This is a genomic window from Vibrio sp. HI00D65 (assembly GCF_001635455.1).
Classification (GTDB): Bacteria; Pseudomonadota; Gammaproteobacteria; order Enterobacterales; family Vibrionaceae; genus Vibrio.
The window spans coordinates 21,321-40,154 of the sequence record NZ_LWEH01000181.1 but is presented as its reverse complement, the minus strand read 5'-3'; the positions used below and the strand labels follow the sequence as shown (position 1 = coordinate 40,154).

General features: G+C 44.5%; 17 protein-coding genes and 1 other RNA gene. 10 read left to right on the top strand and 8 right to left on the bottom strand.

Translation table 11 applies throughout. From position 1 onward, the window contains the following. Positions 1-58: 58 nt before the first annotated feature. The 5 genes from zapA to serA all read left to right on the top strand — a co-directional run bounded on the left by zapA (position 59) and on the right by serA (position 3,416). Positions 59-367: a cell division protein ZapA gene (gene zapA / locus A3712_RS14865; RefSeq protein WP_004739010.1), complete on the top strand. Its 309-nt coding sequence runs from the start codon at positions 59-61 to the stop codon at positions 365-367. Between the two features lie 11 nt (positions 368-378). Next, positions 379-562, top strand: a non-coding RNA gene (gene ssrS / locus A3712_RS14860) — 6S RNA. A gap of 6 nt (positions 563-568) precedes the next feature. Continuing rightward, a complete protein-coding gene (locus A3712_RS14855; protein ID WP_063524069.1) occupies positions 569-1,168 on the top strand; it encodes a 5-formyltetrahydrofolate cyclo-ligase in 600 nt (199 codons plus the stop codon). A gap of 101 nt (positions 1,169-1,269) precedes the next feature. Then, positions 1,270-1,926 carry a ribose-5-phosphate isomerase RpiA gene (gene rpiA, locus A3712_RS14850; RefSeq protein ID WP_063524068.1) on the top strand — a complete coding sequence of 219 codons (657 nt, stop codon included), beginning with the start codon at positions 1,270-1,272 and terminating at the stop codon, positions 1,924-1,926. Between the two features lie 260 nt (positions 1,927-2,186). Further along, positions 2,187-3,416, top strand: coding sequence for a phosphoglycerate dehydrogenase (gene serA, locus A3712_RS14845; protein WP_004739005.1), 1,230 nt, complete (start codon positions 2,187-2,189; stop codon positions 3,414-3,416). 92 nt (positions 3,417-3,508) lie between these two features. On the opposite strand, the gene A3712_RS14840 is transcribed toward serA, so the two are convergent. Then, positions 3,509-4,222, bottom strand: a complete 714-nt coding sequence (locus A3712_RS14840; RefSeq protein ID WP_063524067.1) for an oxidative stress defense protein — start codon at positions 4,220-4,222, stop codon at positions 3,509-3,511. Between the two features lie 110 nt (positions 4,223-4,332). Continuing rightward, complete coding sequence (locus A3712_RS14835) at positions 4,333-5,229, bottom strand: LysR family transcriptional regulator ArgP (RefSeq protein ID WP_063524085.1); 897 nt, start codon at positions 5,227-5,229, stop codon at positions 4,333-4,335. A gap of 143 nt (positions 5,230-5,372) precedes the next feature. Between A3712_RS14835 and A3712_RS14830 the strand changes: the two genes are divergently transcribed. Then, complete coding sequence (locus tag A3712_RS14830) at positions 5,373-6,002, top strand: LysE/ArgO family amino acid transporter (RefSeq protein WP_063524066.1); 630 nt, start codon at positions 5,373-5,375, stop codon at positions 6,000-6,002. Between the two features lie 82 nt (positions 6,003-6,084). On the opposite strand, the gene mscS is transcribed toward A3712_RS14830, so the two are convergent. From mscS to tkt, 5 genes are all read right to left on the bottom strand, one after another. After that, complete coding sequence (gene mscS, locus A3712_RS14825) at positions 6,085-6,951, bottom strand: small-conductance mechanosensitive channel MscS (RefSeq protein ID WP_063524065.1); 867 nt, start codon at positions 6,949-6,951, stop codon at positions 6,085-6,087. 377 nt (positions 6,952-7,328) lie between these two features. After that, on the bottom strand, positions 7,329-8,405 hold the full coding sequence (gene fbaA / locus A3712_RS14820) for a class II fructose-bisphosphate aldolase (protein ID WP_032549831.1): 1,077 nt from the start codon (positions 8,403-8,405) through the stop codon (positions 7,329-7,331). A gap of 155 nt (positions 8,406-8,560) precedes the next feature. Further along, positions 8,561-9,724: a phosphoglycerate kinase gene (locus tag A3712_RS14815; RefSeq protein WP_063524064.1), complete on the bottom strand. Its 1,164-nt coding sequence runs from the start codon at positions 9,722-9,724 to the stop codon at positions 8,561-8,563. Positions 9,725-9,889: 165 nt separating this feature from the next. Further along, positions 9,890-10,939 (bottom strand): erythrose-4-phosphate dehydrogenase, encoded by a 1,050-nt coding sequence (epd, locus tag A3712_RS14810; RefSeq protein WP_063524063.1) that lies wholly within the window; start codon positions 10,937-10,939, stop codon positions 9,890-9,892. Between the two features lie 214 nt (positions 10,940-11,153). Then, the gene (tkt, locus tag A3712_RS14805; RefSeq protein ID WP_063524062.1) at positions 11,154-13,148 is read right to left on the bottom strand and encodes a transketolase; all 1,995 of its coding nucleotides are present in this window, start codon (positions 13,146-13,148) and stop codon (positions 11,154-11,156) included. 356 nt (positions 13,149-13,504) lie between these two features. On the opposite strand from tkt, the gene metK reads away from it, so the two are divergent. The 4 genes from metK to A3712_RS14785 all read left to right on the top strand — a co-directional run bounded on the left by metK (position 13,505) and on the right by A3712_RS14785 (position 17,286). Next, the gene (gene metK, locus A3712_RS14800) at positions 13,505-14,659 is read left to right on the top strand and encodes a methionine adenosyltransferase (protein WP_063524061.1); all 1,155 of its coding nucleotides are present in this window, start codon (positions 13,505-13,507) and stop codon (positions 14,657-14,659) included. Between the two features lie 365 nt (positions 14,660-15,024). Next, positions 15,025-15,822, top strand: coding sequence for a DUF2189 domain-containing protein (locus tag A3712_RS14795; RefSeq protein ID WP_063524060.1), 798 nt, complete (start codon positions 15,025-15,027; stop codon positions 15,820-15,822). Between the two features lie 79 nt (positions 15,823-15,901). After that, positions 15,902-16,402, top strand: coding sequence for a SprT family zinc-dependent metalloprotease (locus A3712_RS14790; RefSeq protein WP_063524059.1), 501 nt, complete (start codon positions 15,902-15,904; stop codon positions 16,400-16,402). A gap of 152 nt (positions 16,403-16,554) precedes the next feature. Continuing rightward, the gene (locus A3712_RS14785; RefSeq protein ID WP_063524058.1) at positions 16,555-17,286 is read left to right on the top strand and encodes an endonuclease; all 732 of its coding nucleotides are present in this window, start codon (positions 16,555-16,557) and stop codon (positions 17,284-17,286) included. An 81-nt stretch (positions 17,287-17,367) separates the two neighbouring features. Here A3712_RS14785 and A3712_RS14780 read toward each other — a convergent pair whose 3' ends face one another. Continuing rightward, a complete protein-coding gene (locus A3712_RS14780; protein ID WP_231891818.1) occupies positions 17,368-18,705 on the bottom strand; it encodes a hypothetical protein in 1,338 nt (445 codons plus the stop codon). Between the last annotated feature and the right edge of the window lie 129 nt (positions 18,706-18,834).

The following is an 18,834-nucleotide window of genomic DNA, read 5'->3' as shown; positions in this document are numbered from 1 at the left end:
TCAAGAAAATAACGAAGAGCAACAGCCTTAAAATAGCGCGTTAAAGAGTTCATCCATCATGAGTAATCAAGCGGTAGACGTTGAAATATTAGGAAAACTGACTCGAGTAAATTGTCCAGCAGGGCAAGAGGAGTCATTGATTGCAGCGGCGGCCGATCTTGATAATCGATTGAAAGAGATGGCTGAACGTACTAAGGTAACCAATGAAGTGAAGCTGCTGACTATCGCAGCTCTGAACATTTGCTATGAATTACAAACCAAGAAGTTTGAAGCAAATGACGAACAAAACGCACTGACCGAGCGAATGGAACAGCTCACAACATCGCTTTCAGATGTTCTCAGTAAGGTTAAGCACGGACAGCAATAGCGTACACAAAATTTACCCTGGAGTGTTTGTCAGAGGATTCACGTCCCCGAGCCGATAAGCAATCCCTAAGGGTTAGTACTTGATTGCTATTGAGCATGCTCGGCCCGACCGAGAAGCCTACGGTAATCATTGCTGATCCGCCTTGAACTCGCTGGTTCAAGGGCCATCTATTCTCAACGGCACTTTGGGGTATCCCTTCTTATGAAGACGCTCACACGCAGCGAATTTCGCAAACAGATCCGTATCAAACGCAACTCCCTATCTAGCGAACAACAAACTCAGTCCGGCATCGACCTAGTTAAGCAGTGCGCTCAACTTGATGACTTTCAGTCTGCCCAACATATCGCACTTTATATCTCTATCGACGGTGAACTTGATACCCAACCTTTAATCGAGTGGTTATGGGCGCAAGGTAAGCAGACCTATTTACCTGTATTGCATCCCTTCTCTGACGGGCATCTGTTGTTTTTGCACTACTCTCCGACGACCCCAACGGTATTAAATAAATACGGCATCGTTGAACCACAGCTTAATCAAACGTTGGTGAAACCTTGCCATCAACTCGACCTGATTCTTACACCGTTGGTTGGTTTTGACTCTCATGGTCATAGGTTAGGCATGGGTGGAGGCTATTACGATCGTACTCTAGCGAAATGGTTCGAGACAGGACAAGGGGCAATACCAATTGGTTTGGCTCACGATTGCCAACATGTCGATACCCTACCGATTGAAGAGTGGGATGTTCCGTTACCTAAAATCGTGACTCCAAGTAAAACTTGGCAATGGGAAAACAACCGTTAAAGCGCTATAATCTCGCCGCAAACGTTAACCTCGATACTCAAACGTTAACTTAATACGCGAAAGACTAATTCAAAGCGCAAGGACTTATTCAGGAGAATGGCATGACTCAAGATGAAATGAAAAAAGCAGCTGGTTGGGCAGCACTTAAATATGTTGAAGAAGGCAGCATTGTAGGTGTTGGTACTGGCTCTACAGTAAATCACTTCATCGACGCACTGGGCACAATGAAAGACAAAATCAAAGGTGCAGTTTCAAGCTCTGTTGCTTCAACGCAACGCCTAGAAGAGCTAGAGGTCAAAGTGTATGAGTGTAATGATGTTGCTAAGCTAGACATCTATGTTGATGGCGCAGACGAGATCAACCCAACTCGCGACATGATCAAGGGTGGCGGTGCAGCTCTAACTCGTGAAAAAATCGTAGCGGCTATCTCTGATAAATTTGTATGTATTGTTGATGGCACGAAAGCTGTTGATGTACTGGGTAAATTCCCTCTACCGGTAGAAGTTATCCCAATGGCGCGTTCATACGTTGCACGTGAGCTCGTTAAGCTTGGTGGTGACCCGGTTTACCGTGAAGGTTGTACAACAGATAACGGCAACGTGATCCTAGATGTTTACGGCATGGCGATTGAGAACCCGAAACAACTAGAAGATATCATCAATGGTATCGCTGGTGTGGTAACGGTTGGCCTATTCGCACACCGTGGTGCAGATGTGGTTATCACAGGTACACCTGAAGGTGCAAAAATCGAAGAATAAATAATAGAAGATTGAGTTTTTCTGTCACTTCATTACATACGGTGCCCAAGGGCGCCGTTTTTTTGCTTTGTATCGGTAAAATTATGTCTTATTCCGTAATTTTCTTACCCAAAACATTTTTTTTTTGTTACTTTATTGTTCAGAAGACGCACAGGGAAAACGTTTGTCTCCTAACAAAGTGGTGAATTTGTTCCCCTTTCAGCCATTTTGTAGCACGTGCGCCGCATTTGCCCAACCTTTCCATTTTAAGGACGAGAACAATGGCCAAAGTTTCACTGGAAAAAGAAAAAATAAAAATTCTACTTCTAGAAGGTCTTCACCCTTCTTCAGTAGAAGTACTTCAAGCCGCTGGTTACACAAATATTGAGTACCACAAAGGCTCACTACCGGAAGATGAACTACTCGAAGCAGTTAAAGACGCTCACTTCATCGGTATTCGTTCTCGCACAAACCTTTCCCAAGAAGTGATTGATGCTGCTGAAAAATTGGTTGCTATCGGTTGTTTCTGTATCGGTACTAACCAAGTAAACCTTGAAGCAGCTGCAAAACGTGGTGTACCGGTCTTCAACGCCCCCTTCTCAAACACGCGAAGCGTTGCTGAGCTGGTTCTTGGTCAGGTTCTATTGCTGCTACGTGGCATCCCAGAAAAGAACGCTCTTGCGCACCGTGGCATCTGGAAAAAGAGTGCAGACAACTCTTACGAAGCTCGTGGTAAGCGTTTAGGTATTATCGGTTACGGTCACATTGGTACTCAGCTGGGTATTATTGCGGAAAACCTAGGTATGCGTGTTTACTTCTACGATATTGAAAACAAGCTTTCACTGGGTAACGCAACACAAGTTCACACCATGACGGAACTGTTGAACAAGTGTGACGTGATCTCACTGCATGTTCCAGAAACCAATGAAACCAAGAACATGATGGGTAAAGAAGAGTTCGACCGCATGAAGCCGGGCGCTATCTTTATCAACGCAGCGCGTGGCACTGTTGTCGATATCCCTGCACTGTGCGGTGCGCTTGATTCAGGTCACTTAGGTGGTGCAGCGATTGATGTGTTCCCAACCGAACCAAAAACCAATGCTGACCCATTTGAGTCACCATTGATGCAGTTCGATAACGTGATTCTAACTCCGCACGTAGGTGGTTCTACTCAAGAAGCTCAAGAGAACATCGGTGTAGAAGTGGCAGGTAAACTGGCTAAATACTCTGATAACGGTTCAACGCTATCAAGTGTTAACTTCCCAGAGGTATCGCTACCATTGCATACGGGCACATCTCGCCTATTACACATTCACCAGAACCGTCCAGGCATCCTGACTCAGATCAACACCATCTTCGCAGAAGAAGGCATCAACATCGCAGGTCAGTACCTACAGACTGCCGCTGATATGGGTTACGTAGTGATCGATGTTGAGGCAGACCGCTCTGAAGAAGCACTGCTGAAACTGAAAGAGATCGAAGGCACCATCCGTGCTCGTCTACTTCACTAATCACCGAACTCGACATAAGAAAAAAAGGCTCTCATTGCGAGAGCCTTTTTAGTATTTGGCCTTTGGTAGGTAATTAGATCATGATGATCTAATTACTCTTCAAGCTGATAGATCACATTCACACGATCACGAATAGTGATCGTTGAGTCTTCATAAGAGTTCGACTCCGTTCTCGCATCCATCGCCATAGAACGCATTAGTACCGGTTGGGAGGACTGTGCGTTGTAATCAACACGCCACACGTCGCCAAGCTCACGCTCAAAACCAGTCGCTAATGATTTAGCTTTTACTCTTGCGTCTTTGATTGCTTCTAAACGCGCTTGCTCTTGATATTTCGCTTGGTCACGCACTTGCAATTGGATGTTATCGATCTGGTTAATCCCTTGAGCAATGGCAATATCCATATACTCATTAAGATTCGATAAGTCCTTTACTTCAACCGTCACATTACGTGAAGCTCGGTAACCGACTAACTCCGGCTTACCGTCTTTCGGGTAGTGATATTGAGGTGCTAAGTACAGGTTAGAGCTATGAACGCTCGCCTCATCAACCCCAGCTTTATGCAGCTTATTAAGGAAGCTCGTCACCACTTTATCAACGGTGATCTTTGCTTGCTCTGCGGTCATCGTTGACTCTACAACTCTGACTGAAAATGTGGCCATATCTGGCGTCGCGATTACTTCGCCATAACCGGTCGTCGAAATATGCGGAAAAGATGGCGAGTTCGCCAATGCCGAGAAACTTACGGTACTTAGGGCTGCAGTAAGAGTAAGAAAGGTTGCTAACATCTTTGGTACAAACTTCATGGGGGAGACCTATGCTAAACAAATGTCTTTTCATCATAGAGTAATTTGCCGTTTATCCAATCTAGGCACCGCACTTCTAACAGAACTTTGACGCTGAAAAAAACACCAGCTTATTGTGGTAAATGTTCGTGAGCAAAACTCAAAATCGCTTGTGAGATCTCTTTAAGTACCCCACTTTCAAGCTGCCAATGGTGCCAGTAAATCCGATAGGACAATAAAAAACCGGGCGTAATATCAATTAACAAACCCGATTCTAGCTCCTCGATGATCTGTAACCTTGGAATCAAACAGTAGGCAACACCCGACAATGCCAAACGCACAAAAGCTTCAGAGCTACCAACTGTATGGTTAATCACGCTGTCTCTAGGCACATTAAAATGATCATGCAGAAACTTCTTATGAAGATCATCATATTGATCATAAGACACTGCTGGAGCTTTTCTCAATGTGGTGTAGTTGACCCCTTCCGAGAAGTAGCGCTGGTGGAAATCTGGACTTGCCACACACACATAATCCATGCGACCAAGGTAGTCGGCACTGCAACCAGGAATCGCTTGAGGCTCTAAACTAATTGCACCTGCAACTTCACCACTTTTGATCTTCTCTATGGTTCTCGATTCGCCATGAATAGCGAGGTTCAACTCCACCTGGCGATATTTCATCACATCCGACAAAGCTGGCAGTAACCAAGTCGCTAAACTATCTGCGTTGGTAGCAATGGATATTGATAGAGGCTGATTGCCATCTTCATTCATCAGCTCGGGAACCAGTTCATGCTCCAGCAAACGGACTCGACGATATAAGCCCAGTAACTTTTTACCAGCCGGGGTTGGCCTAGGTGGGTTTTCCCTTACCAATGCAGGTTGAGCGAGCCACTTTTCTAGCTGTTTAATGCGCTGCGACACTGCTGATTGGGATATATATAACTGCTCTGCCGCTCTTTCAAAACTGCGTTGTTTAACCACGGCATCCAGCGCTTCTATCCATTTATAATCCAAATCACGCACCACTTTGCTTCCTTTTTGATCAAACTTCACACTACATTAGCAAGTCTAATAATGGATTAAAATCATTAATTATACTTATCAAAAGGAGCGGAGTATCTTCCCCTTATCACCAGTATGTGCCGTTAATTAAATGGGAGGTTAAAATGAATTTTTGGGTTTTATTACAGGGTTTTGGTCTAGGGGCAAGTATGATTATTCCTATTGGCGCACAAAATGCGTATGTCCTAAATCAAGGGATAAAGCGCAATCACCATTTAACCACAGCAACGATTTGTAGCTTGCTCGACACCCTATTTATCTCGTTAGGCATCTTTGGTGGTGGCGCTATCTTGTCGCAAAATGAAGTCCTGCTAACTTCAGTAACACTAGGTGGTATCGCTTTCCTGACTGTCTATGGTTTGTTTTCACTGCGTAGTGCTATTAAAACGCCATCAGACAAGGAATCAAAAGGTGAAATATTGGCTCGTGGTAAACGTACAGTCATCCTAGGAGCATTGGCAGTTACAGTATTAAACCCACACCTCTACTTAGATACTGTGGTAATTCTTGGTTCCATCGGTGGGCAATTTGAAGGCAATGATAGAATCGCATTTGCTATCGGGACCATCTTGGCATCATTTGTTTGGTTTTACTCGCTCTCACTGGGTGCCGCAAAACTTGGGCCAACGCTATCTCAACCAAGTGTTAAGAGAGGCATTGATATCGCTGTTGCGACGATGATGTTTGCTATCGCAGCGGTACTCGCCAATGGACTTATTGAGCAGTATTGGTAGAGGTCATTTGAAAATATAGCTCCAAGAAAAAAGGCGGATAACCTAAGTTATCCGCCTTTTTATTCGACTTGTCGGAGCTTTATTAGCTCTCAACTTTGTTCATGTGAACATCCATTTGTGGGAATGGGATTTCGATACCTTCTTGATCCAAGCCTTCTTTGATTGCTTGCATTAGATCGAAGTAAACATTCCAGTAATCAGCAGTGCTTACCCATGGGCGAACCACGAAGTTAACTGAAGAATCAGCTAGCGTGTGAACGCCAACTTGAACACCAGGTTCTTTCAATACACGCTCGTCAGATTCACAGATCTTAGTCAAAAGCTCTTTGGTCTTTTGTAGATCTGCGCCGTAAGAAACACCAATCATTAGGTCGATACGGCGCGTATCATGGCGAGAATAGTTAGTGATTGAGCCACCGATAACATTACCATTTGGCACGACAACCATTTTGTTATCCGGCGTTGTTAAAACCGTTTGGAAAATCTGAATTGAATCAACTGAACCTGCCACACCGCCAATTTCTACGTAATCACCAGATTTAAATGGACGGAATGCAACGATAAGCACACCTGCTGCAAAGTTCGATAATGCACCTTGCAATGCAAGACCAACCGCTAAACCAGCGGCACCAATGACCGCAACAACAGAGGCAGTTTGAACACCAAGGCGACCAAGAGCTGCAATCAGAACGATAACAAACAACAAGTAACGAACTAAACCATGGATGAACTCAACAACCGCTCGGTCCATCTTCTTCTTCTGAAGAACCTTAGCCACACTGTTAGCTACTGCTTTAACGATTATGTTACCAATGAATAGAATAATCAGTGCAGAAATAATGTTTACACCGTATTGAATAAACAAATCTGAGTTATCCGTTAACCACTGTTCTGCGTTTGAAAGACCATCCACAAGCGGGGTCTCAATCGCTGTAGAACTCTCAGCCATAATGTGCATCCTCCATGTAATATGCTATGAGCTAAACTGCTTTAAACTAAGTTTTCAGCCGAATAGGCCTTGTTAACTTTATTTAAATAAATCATAAGGTTAATGTAAAACTTGCTAAGTCCTTTTTACGAAACAGAGTACCTACCCCTGTTTTTCGGCACGATATCCTATCTTTGAAAGATTGCAAAGTCATATTTATGTAAGCCTTTGAATAAAGGAAAATTACGCATAAGCACAAATACCGTTAACTCAATCCTAGGAAATTTATTCACCACACGCTAGGTTTTTCACATAAATAATACAACTTTTTATCAGACATAAAAAAACCCGCTCAATGAGCGGGTTTTTAAAACTTAGAGAGTACTTAATTCAAAGAATTATAGTACGTCTACAGCGTTAAGGTCAGCGAATGCTTTCTCAAGACGAGTAACCATAGAAGCTTGACCAGCACGTAGCCATACGCGTGGATCGTAGTACTTCTTGTTTGGTGCATCTTCACCAGTTGGGTTACCGATTTGACCTTGTAGGTAGTCACGGTTTTCAGCTTCGTATGCACGGATACCATCCCATGTAGCCCACTGAGTATCAGTATCGATGTTCATTTTGATAACACCGTAGCCGATAGACTCTTGGATTTCTGCTTCAGTAGAACCAGAACCACCGTGGAATACGAAGTTTAGAGCGTTAGGTGCGATACCAAACTTCTCTGCACAGTATGCTTGAGAGTCACGTAGGATAGTTGGAGTTAGAACAACATTACCTGGCTTGTACACACCGTGTACGTTACCGAAAGATGCAGCGATAGTGAAACGTGGGCTAACAGCGCTTAGTTTCTCGTATGCGTAAGCAACGTCTTCTGGAGAAGTGTAAAGCTCAGATGCATCCATATCAGAGTTATCAACGCCGTCTTCTTCACCACCAGTACAACCAAGTTCGATCTCGATTGTCATGTTCATTTTAGCCATGCGCTCTAGGTACTTAGCACATGTTTCGATGTTCTCTTCTAGAGACTCTTCAGAAAGGTCTAGCATGTGAGAAGAGAATAGAGGCTTACCAGTTTGAGCGAAGAACTCTTCACCAGCGTCTAGTAGACCGTCGATCCATGGAAGTAGTTTCTTAGCAGCGTGGTCAGTGTGTAGGATAACTGGAACACCGTAAGCTTCAGCTACAGCGTGTACGTATTTAGCACCAGCTACAGCACCAAGGATTTGTGCACCTTGACCTTCAAGTTTAACGCCTTTACCTGCGAAGAAGGCAGCGCCACCGTTAGAGAACTGAACAACTACTGGAGATTTAACTTTAGCAGCTGCTTCTAGTACTGCGTTTACAGAGTCAGTACCAACAACGTTTACAGCAGGAAGAGCAAATTTGTTTTCTTTTGCTACTTCAAATACTTTCTGTACGTCATCGCCAGAAATCACACCAGGTTTTACAAAATCGAAGATCTTAGACATGGAAATAGTCCTATTTATTCTATCGTTTTAAGATTAAAAAACTTAAGTTTAAAAACTTGCAATCGTTTGCTCACAACTTAAACCATTCTAGCAAAAAAGTGTGATATGCAGCAAACGTTAAAAGGCGAGATTCGCATCTCGCCTTTCCAAATCAATTATGCTTTAGCACGCTCTTCAAGCATTGCTACTGCAGGAAGTACTTTACCTTCAACGAACTCAAGGAAAGCGCCGCCGCCAGTAGAGATGTAAGAAACGTCAGCTTTAATACCGAACTTGTCGATAGCTGCTAGCGTGTCACCACCACCTGCTACAGAGAAACCTGCAGACTCAGCGATTGCTTTAGAAATACCAGCAGTACCCGCTTCGAAGTTCTTGAATTCGAATACGCCTACAGGACCGTTCCAAAGGATCGTTTTTGCGTTGCCGATGATTTCAGCTAGAGCAGCAGTTGAATCTGGACCTAGGTCGAAGATCATGTCGTCGTCTGCAACTTCAGAAACGTGCTTGATTTCAGCTTCTGCGTTCTCATCGAATGCTTTCGCACATGCAACGTCAGTTGCTACTGGAATAGCGCACTCTTTCATTAGTTTTTGAGCAGTTTCTACTAGGTCTGCTTCATATAGAGACTTACCTACGTTGTGACCTTCAGCTGCGATGAATGTGTTTGCGATACCACCACCAACAACCAGTTGATCTGCAACTTTAGATAGAGACTCTAGAACTGTTAGTTTAGTAGAAACTTTAGAACCACCAACGATAGCAACTAGTGGACGCTCTGGGTTGTCCATTGCTTTACCTAGTGCTTCTAGTTCAGCAGCAAGAAGAGGACCAGCACATGCTACAGGAGCGTGAGTACCAACACCGTGAGTAGATGCTTGTGCACGGTGAGCCGTACCGAATGCATCCATTACGAAGATATCACATAGAGATGCGTATGCTTTAGATAGCTCTTCTTCGTTCTTCTTTTCGCCTTTGTTGAAGCGAACGTTTTCTAGGACAACTAGTTCACCAGCGTTTAGCTCTAGGCCGTTTAGGTAGTCTTTAGCTAGTTTAACTTCGCAGTCTAGTGCGTCGTTTAGGTAGTTAACTACAGGAGCTAGAGAGAACTCTTCGTTGTACTCGCCTTCAGTAGGACGACCAAGGTGAGAAGTAACCATTACTTTTGCACCAGCTTCTAGACAAAGCTTGATAGTTGGTAGAGATGCTAGGATACGTGCATCTGAAGTTACTTTACCGTCTTTTACTGGTACGTTTAGGTCAGCACGGATAAATACGCGTTTACCTGCAAGTTCCAGGTCAGTCATCTTGATCACAGACATGATTTGTCCTCTCAAATTTAAATAAAAATAAAGTTTGAAAACTCAGCAACCCTGCTAAGCCTATAAATTATTCAACTGGCAGTTCTTTTACTACTAGTAATATGTGGACTCTTGTTATTTATTTCAAGCTAAAAAATAAATAATCCGCACATTTGCTTCTAGGTCTTACTGCTTGCCTTCAGAAGCTTGCATTGCAAGTACCGTATCCAACATTCGGTTCGCAAAGCCCCATTCGTTATCACACCACACTAGCATTTTTACCAAGTGGCCGTTGCTCACTCTGGTTTGAGTACCATCCACAATCGCGCTATGAGGATCGTGATTAAAGTCGATGGATACGAGCGGCGCTTCAGTATAGTCAACGATGTTGTGTAATGTACACTGAGAAGCGTTAACAATGGTTTGATTTACGTCATTAACTTTCACATTCGTATTAATTGTGACACTTAAATCCATCGCTGTTACGTTTACCGTTGGTACACGCACAGATATTGCTTCGAACTTGTTAGAAAATTTCGGGAAGATTCTTTCAATACCTTTATGCAATTTGGTATCGACAGGGATAATGGATTGGCTTGCTGCACGAGTACGGCGAAGATCGCTGTGGTACGCATCAATAACTTGCTGATCATTCATTGAAGAGTGAATGGTCGTGATGGTGCCTGACTCGATGCCAAAGGCTTCATCAAGAACCTTAATGATAGGAACGATACAGTTGGTAGTGCATGAACCGTTAGAAACGATTCTGTGGTCGGCTTCGATAGTATCGTGATTCACGCCGTAGATAATGGTGTTGTCTAGGTCATTAGCTCCGGGATGTGAGAACAGTACCTTTTTCGCGCCAGCAGCAATGTGCGCTAGGCCGTCTGCACGGCAACCGTAAACACCAGTACAATCAAGAACGATGTCCACTTCTAGGTCACGCCAAGGCAGCAACTCGATATCAGCAAGGTGTAAAATACGAATCGTATCAAACTCACCTTTATCTTCCACACCGATGCCATGATGGACATAGATGTGCTCTTGGTCGTTGGAGATCTTCTTACCGAAGCGACCGTGACTGGTATCGTACTGTAATAGGTGAGCCATAGCGTCAGGCTGAGCCAGCTCATTGACAGCTACTACTTTGATTTGTTGGCTTTTGCCACTTTCATAAACAGCGCGTAATACATTACGCCCTACTCGTCCAAATCCGTTTATCGCGACTTTTAGCATAGTTCCGTACATCTAACCAAAATTTCGTGCAACAGATAATAACTGAATCCTACCCAAAAGGCATTACTTGAATAACCCCATTGATTTAAGACAGGTTAATCTGTTGCTAGTAAAAATAAGCCTAGAAGAAAACGAATCCCAAATACAAAAAACCGAGCTCAACGCTCGGTTTTTTATTTCATTACATTGTTAGCACTAGGCTAGCAATCGATGATTAAGCAAGAAGCTCTTTTGCTGTGTTTACTACGTTTTCAGTAGTGAAACCGAACATCTTGAATAGCTCACCTGCAGGTGCAGATTCACCGAACGTTGTCATACCGATGATCTTGCCACCGAAGCCAACGTACTTGTACCAGAAGTCAGCGATGCCAGCTTCTACAGCGATACGAGCAGTTACGTCAGATGGAAGTACAGATTCACGGTACTCAGCGTCTTGCTTGTCGAATGCGTCAGTTGCAGGCATAGATACTACGCGTACCTTCTTACCTTCAGCTGTCAGTTCAGCCGCAGCGTTAACCGCTAGCTCAACTTCAGAACCTGTAGCGATAAGGATAAGCTCAGGCTTACCTTCACAATCTTTCAGGATGTAACCACCCTTCGCGATGTTAGCTACTTGCTCTTCGCTACGCTCTTGCTGTGCAAGGTTTTGACGAGAGAAGATTAGAGACGTTGGGCCTTCTTTACGTTCGATAGCCAGTTTCCAAGCCATTGCAGACTCAACTTGGTCACATGGACGCCATGTGCTCATGTTTGGAGTTAGACGTAGAGAAGCCATTTGCTCAACTGGTTGGTGAGTTGGGCCATCTTCGCCAAGACCGATAGAGTCGTGCGTGTAAACTTGGATGTTCTGAACTTTCATCAGAGCAGCCATACGCATTGCGTTACGAGCGTATTCCATGAACATTAGGAAAGTAGCGCCGTATGGTACGAAACCACCGTGCAGAGCGATACCGTTCATGATCGCCGTCATACCGAATTCACGTACACCGTAGTGGATGTAGTTACCAGAGAAGTCATTTGCTTCTAGAGGCTTAGAACCAGACCACATAGTTAGGTTAGAAGGCGCTAGGTCAGCAGAGCCGCCCATGAATTCTGGAAGTATTTGACCAAATGCTTCTAGTGCGTTTTGCGATGCTTTACGTGATGCTATGTTTGCAGGGTTAGCTTGAAGGTCAGCAATGATTGCGTTTGCTTTCTCTTCCCACTGTGCTGGAAGTTCGCCGTTAGTACGACGTTTGAATTCTGCTGCTAGCTCAGGGTAAGCCGCTGCGTATGCATCAAACTTCGTGTTCCATGCCGCTTCTTTTGCTGCGCCCACTTCTTTCGCATTCCACTCAGCAGCGATATCTGCTGGGATTTCGAAAGGACCGTGCTCCCAACCAAGCGCCGCTTTAGTTGCTGTAATTTCCTCGGCACCTAGTGGAGCACCGTGACAGTCGTGCGTACCCGCTTTGTTTGGAGAACCAAAACCGATGATAGTCTTCGTACAGATAAGTGATGGACGAGGATCAGCTTTAGCCGCTTCGATAGCTGCGTTGATTGCTTCAGGATCGTGGCCATCTACTGCTGAGATTACGTGCCAGCCGTATGCTTCGAAACGCTTAGGTGTATCGTCAGAGAACCAACCTTCCACTTCGCCATCGATAGAGATTCCGTTGTCATCCCAGAAAGCAACCAGCTTTCCAAGACCTAGCGTACCTGCTAGCGAACATGCTTCGTGAGAGATACCTTCCATCAGACAGCCATCACCCATGAATGCATAAGTGTAGTGGTCTACGATGTCATGGCCTTCTTTGTTGAACTGTGCAGCCAGTGCTTTCTCTGCCATTGCCATACCAACAGCGTTAGTGATGCCTTGACCTAGAGGACCAGTCGTTGTCTCGATACCAGGAGCGTAACCGTACTCTGGGTGGCCTGGAGTCTTAGAATGCAGTTGACGGAAGTTTTTCAGGTCTTCAATTGAAAGCTCGTAGCCTGCAAGGTGAAGCAGAGAGTAAATCAACATTGAACCATGGCCGTTAGACAGGATAAAACGGTCGCGGTCAGCCCACTCTGGGTTTGCTGGGTTATGGTTCAAGTGGCCACGCCAAAGAACTTCAGCGATGTCAGCCATACCCATAGGTGCGCCTGGGTGGCCTGAATTTGCTTGTTGAACACCGTCCATGCTAAGTGCGCGGATTGCATTGGCTAGATCTTTACGAGAAGGCATGTCTGCTCCTGGATACATAAGCGATTTAAAAAAGAGATAGTGCTAAAGTTTTCATTTGTATTAGCGCGAGTATTCTCTCAAACGACTATAGCGACTGCAAACGTTTTACTGGCATTTTAACGGTCATTTTTCGCAGTTTTCGAACATTTACATCACTTAGCAATGGCTTATCTCGACCAATACGCAAACGTTTAGTTATGACGTATCATAAAAAAGAGCTTGTAATTCGACCGCTGGAATTTAGAATAGACGTCTAGATGTAGAAACACCTACAAAATATACTGTATTTGATGGCGGCGCTTCCTAGAGCGCGACGCCATGAATTATTTACACCAAAAACTAAAAGTGGAGCTCTCATGGCTAAGCACCTATTCACTTCTGAATCTGTTTCAGAAGGCCATCCAGATAAAATTGCAGACCAAATCTCTGATGCTGTTCTTGATGCCATCTTAGAACAAGATCCAAAAGCACGTGTTGCTTGTGAGACTTACGTAAAAACCGGCATGGTTATGGTTGGCGGTGAAGTAACAACTTCTGCTTGGGTTGATATCGAAGAAATCACTCGTGAAACAGTTCGTGAAATTGGTTACGTTCATTCTGATATGGGCTTTGACGCTGACTCTTGTGCAGTTCTAAACACAATTGGTAAGCAGTCTCCAGATATCAACCAAGGTGTTGATAAAACTGACCCAAAAGAGCAAGGCGCTGGCGACCAAGGCATCATGTTTGGTTACGCGACTAACGAAACTGAAATCCTAATGCCAGCTCCAATCACTTACTCTCACCTTCTTGTTAAAAAGCAAGCTGAAGTGCGTAAGAGCGGCAAGCTAGACTTCCTTCGCCCAGATGCGAAATCTCAAGTTACTTTCCAATACGACCAAGGCAAGATCGTTGGTATCGATGCAGTTGTTCTTTCTACTCAGCACTGTGATTCAGTAACAACACCTGACCTACGTGAAGCGGTAATGGAGGAGATCATCAAGCCAGTACTACCTTCAGAGTGGATCAACAAAGACACTAACTTCTTCATCAACCCAACAGGCCGTTTCGTAATCGGTGGCCCAATGGGTGACTGTGGTCTAACAGGTCGTAAGATCATCGTTGATACCTACGGCGGCGCAGCTCGTCACGGTGGCGGTGCATTCTCTGGTAAAGATCCATCAAAAGTTGACCGTTCTGCAGCTTACGCAGCACGTTACGTTGCGAAAAACATCGTTGCTGCTGGCATGGCTGACCGTTGTGAGATTCAACTGTCTTACGCTATCGGTGTTGCAGATCCAACATCTATCATGGTTGAAACGTTCGGTACTGAGAAAGTAGCGCACGAAATCATCATTGAAGCGGTTCGTCAAAACTTCGACCTACGCCCATACGGTCTTCAAGAGATGCTGAACCTTCTTCAGCCTATCTACAAGCAGACTGCAGCATACGGCCACTTCGGTCGTGAAGAGTTCCCTTGGGAAGCAACTGACAAAGCTGCAATCCTTGCAGACTTCGCTGGCCTAAAATAATTTAGCCGCAGCGCATATTACTTTTAAAGCCCTTACTTATTAGTAAGGGCTTTATTTTTAGATACTTATCGAAACCTCACTCACTTTACCTGCCATCAACTCCCTCATTTACCGATAGCCACTTAGTATAAAAAGCCACGGATAATTTGTGTTTTCTAGTACTACTGACAATAGTTAAGGTAACTCCTAGGCGATCAAGCTCACATTTAACTTACAGAAATTCAGTCTGATAACGCCCGTTAGATGCACGCTAGAACAATAACTGGGATGAAAAGAGCACGTTAGCTCAACACCATAAAGTTCATGCTCCACACCTCTGAACTCTATTGGCTTATAACTAGGACGTTATTTAACTAGGGGGATCTATGCCTCGTACTGCGCACCCATCCGAACTGAACGAAAAGAAACACAAGGTCAGCGACCAAGATTACGCTCGAACCATTCCTTGCAACCAAATCAGTATCTCAGCACCTTTTCATTGGTTGTCGCTTGCTTTGCATGACTTAGTGAGAATGCCACTTATCAGTGCATTCTACGGCTTATGCTTTATGGCAGCGGCCATCGCCATCGTGCAACTTGTCCAGTGGCAAGGAACACATCTCGTTGTGATGCCAAGCTTAATTGTATACATGCTGATAGGGCCATTTTTAGCTCTAGGCTTATACGACGCAAGCTGGGAGAGAGAGAAAGGACACAACGCTAGCCTATTCCATTCAATGAAAGCCATCACACGTAACTCGACTCACCAATGGGCATTTGCGATTATCTTAATGGTCGCAATGATATTCTGGATGCGAATCGCAGCGCTACTGCATGCGCTTTACCCTTCCGTACAGGGCGCTCCACTTTCAGAATTTGCCCCGTTTTTGATTACAGGTTCGATCGTTGGATTCGTGATTGCTAGCCTTATTTTTAGTATCTCAGCTTTCTCTATCCCATTAATGATGGAACGACGCGTTGACGTGATGAGTGCAATCTTCACCAGCTTCAATGCGGTGAAATCAAATATCCCTGCGATGATCGTATGGGCGAGCATCATCTGCGCCGGTATTTTGGTTGGCTTTGCTACCTACGGCATCGGTATGGTCGTCACAATGCCTCTACTTGGCTACGGTACATGGCATGCTTATCACGAAATCATCAAGAAAAAACATCACGTCTAAGTAGTCGCCAGACTAACGAGCAATGTTATGATGAGACCTCAGCTACAGTGCTGAGGTCTTTTTTTGGAGTTAACAAAGTTTGTCTTACACCCCGCAACAGCACAGAGCAAATAAGAAACTGGCCGAATGCCTAGCTATCGCCAACCAGCATTTCTCTCGTGAATTCCCTTCCCCAACGATCACTTACAAGCTAAGAGGCAAAGCGGCAGGAAAGGCCTACCTTCAACTCAATGAGATTAAACTCAACCCAGTTCTATTCGCTGAAAACGAAGATGCCTTCATCAACGAAGTCGTGCCTCATGAGCTCGCACATCTAATCACTCACCAAGTGTTTGGGCGAGTGAGGCCTCATGGAAATGAATGGAAATACGTAATGGAAAAGGTATTCAACGTGCAAGCTAAAACGACTCATAGCTTTGAAATTTCCTCAGTGCAAGGTAAGACCTTTGAGTATCGCTGTGCCTGCACGGTTTATCCACTTTCTATCAGACGTCACAACAAGGTGTTACGTAACCAATCAAGCTACCGCTGCCAACAGTGTAATCAAACCTTATCCTTCACAGGCACACAACTCAGCTAGCGCTCTCAATCGGCACTAGCTTTCTTTTATAGCGACACCTTTCTCCAATTTAGAAAGCAGTACTCGATGGAGTCAGTGATAGGAATGTAATGGAGAAATCCATCCTTTGAGTGCTAGACTGATGTTTATCATACTTTTATCAGTCTTTTTCTATGCAAAAAATTACTCCCAAAGCATTTGGCCTATCGGTGTCTTTTTACTTAACGATAGTATTTGGCCTACTGGTAACCCAAAGTGTTTCTGCCGCTCCGCCCAGCTCATTTTCCAAAGCCAAAAAAGAAGCGGTGAAGATTTACCTTGATCACCCAACGTCATTTTATTGTGGCTGTGACATAACATGGAAAGACAAAAAGAAAGGCATTCCAGACCTCGACGGCTGTGGCTATCAAGTACGAAAGCAGCAAAAACGTGCCAGTCGAATTGAATGGGAGCACGTAGTACCGGCTTGGCAATTCGGCCACCAGCGTCAGTGCTGGCAAGACGGTGGACGCAAGAATTGCACTCGCAATGACAAAGTCTTCAAATCCATGGAAGCCGATCTTCACAATCTGACTCCGGCCATTGGCGAGGTTAACGGAGATCGCTCCAACTACAATTTCAGCCAATGGAATGGTATGGATGGAGTAAGTTATGGTCAGTGTGAAATGCAGGTCAACTTCAAGCAACGTAAAGTAATGCCGCCAGACAGAGCGAAAGGTTCTATCGCTCGAACTTATCTTTACATGAGCCAAGAGTACGGTTTTAAGCTATCTAAACCACAAACCAATCTGATGATAGCGTGGAATAAACAGTTCCCAGTCAACGAATGGGAATGTACTCGTGATGAACGTATTTTCTACATTCAAGGCAACCACAACCCATTCGTTCAAGAGAACTGTAAGTAAGCGAACCACTGAGTGTTGTTAGAAAAGTATCCACCGAAAAAACAAAAGGCTCTTTAAAAAATCAAGAGCCCTTGGGGTCAATTAGTGTTCGAAGTCTTCTAGGTAGCGCAAGTCACCCATGGCGACAGCGTTCTCTTCCCACTGTACAGAGCGAGAGGCGGCCATCACACTTGCTTGGCGACTATCACACCAACCCACTCCCTGGGCAAACGCACTCGGGTTATCTGGTAAGTTCGCAAGCTCCTTGCGAATTTCTACGTTAGGCTTGCCCAAGATTCTATTAACCACGAATACTGCTCTGTCTTGAACACCGTGATCTGATAATCGGGAACGTTGTCCCCATTGGATCTTCCATTCGTTACATGACGCATTGCTTGATTGCGGAATGCTCACAAACGCAAAGTCAGAGATCGCGTTGTACTTTTTGTACATCATGTACGCTTCAAATAGCATCGCGACATCTTCAGCAGAATGCGAATAAGAGTAGAATGCCGCTGCCGAGTCTCCCTCGAACTCAATGCCGGCGGCTTCGCCAGTCAAATTGCGGACATCATCAGTCATCGCCTTACCACGAAACGCAACCTGGGCAGCACCTCTTAATGTTGTTGAGTTTAACGGATTGCTATCAGACAAATCTCGATTCAAAGTCTGTAGTTTCTGAAGGTAATCATAGATAGTGCCTGAGTTTGGCATTTGTATTAAATCACTTGCAGGTAAAAAATCATTGGCATGAGCGAGCTCGTGCGCCAACAATCGAAATAGCCCTGGCGCGACATGCTCAGCTCGACGTTGATGGTAGGTCGCTGCATTGTATGTATTTGAATAGGTCACGTAATCATAAGAGCCCTGCTCAACATAACGCTGAGCCTTGTCGAACTTAAACTCTGTTTGGAAGTTCTTACGGTAATCATCTTGTTGGTAAATAGAGTCCCATTCACTCTTCGTACGCCACAGATTCCTCGGGTCAATATACATTGATGCCGTAGAGGGTTCATAAAAAGATGGACGCACATCATAACTAAGAACGATGCTGTTGAGTGGCTTAAACAGGTTAAGTAAATCCTGATCGTTAATTTCTCGCAATGCCGCAATAAAGCTTTCAGCCATCCATGGATGCGAAACGACCAACCGACTTTCAATTTGTTTAATCGTGAGATCTGTACCATCTACTCCGATAGGTTGAATAACCGATAGATCACAAGAACGCTTTTCCAAAAATGCCTTAGCACAATCCACAATATCTGGTGATGATGACGTCGTTTTAAACGTCGATATAGACTCCAAAGAAGGAGTACCATTCACATTAGGAGCTGCAATACTCGAAGGGGCGTCTGACGATGAGCCAGAGCTTCCCCCACAACCAACTAGCAGTGTGCCAACAATAAAGCCAACTAAAATAGAACGTTTTTTAATTTTCAAAATAAATGAGCCCAGCTTTAATTATATATAATTTCAATTATTTGGAGTCTATCCCTCAAGTTTATAAATTACAAACTGTGACACTCCAAACTTCGGATAGCCGCCTATATTATGCCAACCACTTGTTTT